This window comes from Streptomyces sp. NPDC054847 (assembly GCF_053610925.1).
Genome location: NZ_JBSGZJ010000633.1, coordinates 1 through 3,086 on the forward strand (window position 1 = coordinate 1; position 3,086 = coordinate 3,086).

At 73.5% G+C, this 3,086-nt stretch carries 1 protein-coding gene and 1 pseudogene; both read right to left on the minus strand.

The window, feature by feature from the left end:
• Positions 1-19: 19 nt before the first annotated feature.
• Positions 20-958, minus strand: coding sequence for a cellulose-binding protein (locus ACWGH4_RS33495; protein WP_453467491.1), 939 nt, complete (start codon positions 956-958; stop codon positions 20-22).
• A 113-nt stretch (positions 959-1,071) separates the two neighbouring features.
• Positions 1,072-3,086, minus strand: a pseudogene (locus ACWGH4_RS33500) (hypothetical protein); the annotation flags it as partial.

Consider the following 3,086-nt stretch of genomic DNA (forward strand, 5'->3'; position numbering starts at 1 on the left):
CCGCGCCGTTCCCCCGGCGTCAGCGGGTCTGCTGGGCGGGAACGCCGCGGGTGGCGGGCTCCTCGTCGGCGGGGGTGCCTGCGGCGGCCACCGCGGCGCCGGTCAGCGTGGCCAGCATCTCGCGGACGTTGGTCAGCTGGGCGTTGATCGAGTCGCGGCGGTTGGTGAGCGCCGCCAGCTCGCGCTCCGATTCGCTGCGGATACGGTCGGCCTTGGCGTTCGCGTCGGCCACGATGTCCTCGGCCTGGCGCTGCGCGGTCTCCACCGTCTGACGGGCACGGCGCTCCGCGTCCGTACGCAGCTTCTCCGCCTCGAGGCGCAGCTGCTCGGCACGGTGCTCGATCTCCGCGAGACGCTTCTCCGCCTTCGCCTGACGGGACGCCAGGTCCCGCTCCGACTGCTCCCGGCGCTTGGCGAGGTTGGTCTCGAAGTCCGCGGCGGCCTGGGCGGCCTTGGCGCGGGTCTCCTCGAAGAGCGCGTCCGCCTCCTCCCGCTTGGACTGCGCGTCCTTCTGGGCCTCACTGCGCAGCGTCTGGGCGTCGCCCTTCGCCTTCTCGACGATGCGGATGCCCTCGTCCTCCGCCTTCGCCTTGCGCTCGGAGGCGAACGACTCGGCGTCGTTGCGCACCTGCTGGGCGGCGGACTCGGCGAGCTCACGGTGCTGCTCGGCGGCGCGACGGGCCTCCTCGCGCAGGTCCTTCGCCTCCTCCTCGGCGAGGCGGAGGATCTTCTCGACACGCGCACCGAGACCCGCGTACGACGGCTCGGCGTCGTTGACCTGGGCCTGGGCGTTCTGCGTCTCGAGGTGGAGCTCCTCGATGCGCTTTTCCAGAGAGGTGATTCGGGCCAGAGCACTATCACGGTCGGCGACGAGTTTGGTAATGCGGTCGTCCACCTGACCGCGGTCGTAACCACGCCGCACGAGCTCGAAGCCGAAGGGGGAGGAAGTGTCGCTCATGGGGTTCCTGTCAATGAGACCGGTGAGGTGTTAGAGGGAATCCTAGGGGCCCGAGCGGCGTGTCATCGAGCGGATGCCGGTTTGATCTGGAGAATGTCCAGCCTTTTGAGTGGCTAGCCGTCGGATGACTTGCCACTCGAACGGGTAACCCCTGCTGTCGCACCGGCCTTGACGCCGCCGGAGCCGCCGCTCGCCCCGGACTTGCCGGCGGACGGGGCCTCGAACGACTCCAACGCCTCGAGCACGTCCTGAACACGGGAGATCTCCGCCTGGATGTCCTCGCGCCTGCGCACCAGTACGTCCAGCTCCCGCTTGCCCTCGTCGACCGTCCGTCCGGCCTCCCGGTCGGCCTCCGCCTTGGCGCGCTCGCCCTCGCGGATCAGCTCGGCCTTCTTCTGCTCGGCCTCCTTCAGGAGACCCTCCGCCTTCTTCACGGCGGCGATCCTGACCTTGCTCGCCTCCGAGTTGGCCTCGGCGAGAAGCTCCTTGGCCTTCGCCTCCGCCTCCGCGCGCTGCTCCTCGGCGGCCTTCACCAGATTGTCGACACGCTCACCGGCCGTCTTCATCTGCTCCGCGGTCTCCCGGCGGGCCCGCTCGTGCAGCTCCTCGATCTCGCTCTCCACCCGGGCCCGCAGCTCCTCGCCGCGTTCCCTTATGGCGGTCGCGTCCCGGCGGGCGCCGACAAGGAGCTCGTCGGCGTCCGTACGGGCCTTCTCCACCAGCGAGTTGCCCTCGACGGTGGCCTCGGAGACCAGCCGCTCCGCCTCGTTGCGGGCGGCGCCCACCATCGCGTCGGCCTGCGCCTCGGCCTCGGTGGCCGCGCGCAGCGCCTCCTCCTGGGCCTTGCCGATGAGCTGGTCGGCCTGCTCGGCGGCGTCCGCACGGCGCTTCGCGGCGGCCTCGCGTGCCTCGTCGAGCAACTGGTCGGCCTCCGCGCGGGCCTCGGCCCGCAGCCGCTCCGCCGCGGCCTCCGTCTCCGCCTTGAAGCGCTCAGCCTCCGCCCGGATCCGCTCCGCCGCCTGCTGGGCGGAACCGACCGTCTCCGCGGCCTCCGCACGCAGGCGCTCGGCGTCGCTGCTCGCCTCAGACCGCAGGCGTTCCGTCTCCGCGGCGGTCTCCGCCGTGATCCGCTCGGCCTCGCCCCTGGCCTCGCCGATGAGCTGGTCCGCCTGGGAGGCCGCGTCGGCCCGCCGCTTGTCGGCGGCCTGCCTCGCCTCGTCCAGCACCTGCTCGCGGTCGGCCCGCACGGCCGCCCGCATCTGCTCGACCTCGGCCTCGCCGTCGACCTTGATCTGCTCGGCCTCGGTGAGCAGCCGCGTCGCCTCGGCGTCCGCCGACGCGCGCAGTTCCGCGGCCTCGCCGCGCAGCCGCTCGCTCTCGCTCGTCGCCTCGTTGATCAGCAGGTCCGCCTGTGCGGCCGCCTCCGAACGGATGCGGTTGGCGTCCTCGCGGGCCTCCGCGCGGGTCCGTGCCGCGTCCTGCTCGGCGGTGGCGACGGCGTCCGACGCCTCCGTGCGCATCCGCTGCACGTACTCGGCGGTGTCCGCCCGCAGCCGGTCCGCCTCCGCGATGGCCTCGGCGACGGTCCGTTCGGCGAGCGCCTGCGCCGCCTCCGTCTCCTCCTGGGCCCTGGACCGCAGCCGGGCGGCGTCCTCCGCCGCCCGCTCCCGCTCCGCGTACGCGTCGGCGCGGACCCGGTCCGCCTCCTCCTGCGCCTCTGTCCTGGTGCGCTCCGCCGAGTGCTCGGCGGCGCTGCGCAGCCCGGCGATCTCCTGCTCGGCCTGCTCCTGGAGCCCGCTGACGGCGTCCCGGACCTGCTGGGCCGTCTGCTCCGCGGAGGACACCATCTCGGTGGCACGCCGGTCGGCCTCCTCGACCAGCCGGTGCGCCTCGGTCTGCGCCTCTTCGACACGGTTGCGGGCGGACGCGAGGAGTTCCTCGCTCTGCTCGCGGGCCCTCTCGCGTTCCTGGCCGGCCTCTGCGCGCGCGGAGCCGAGGATCTCCTCCGCCTCGCGACGGCGGCGTACCGCCTCCTCCTGCGCGGCCGCCAGGGCCTCCGCGGCCTCCGTGCCCACGCGCTCGGCGGCGGCCGCCGCCTCCGCGCGAACCCGGTCGGCCGTCTCCTGGG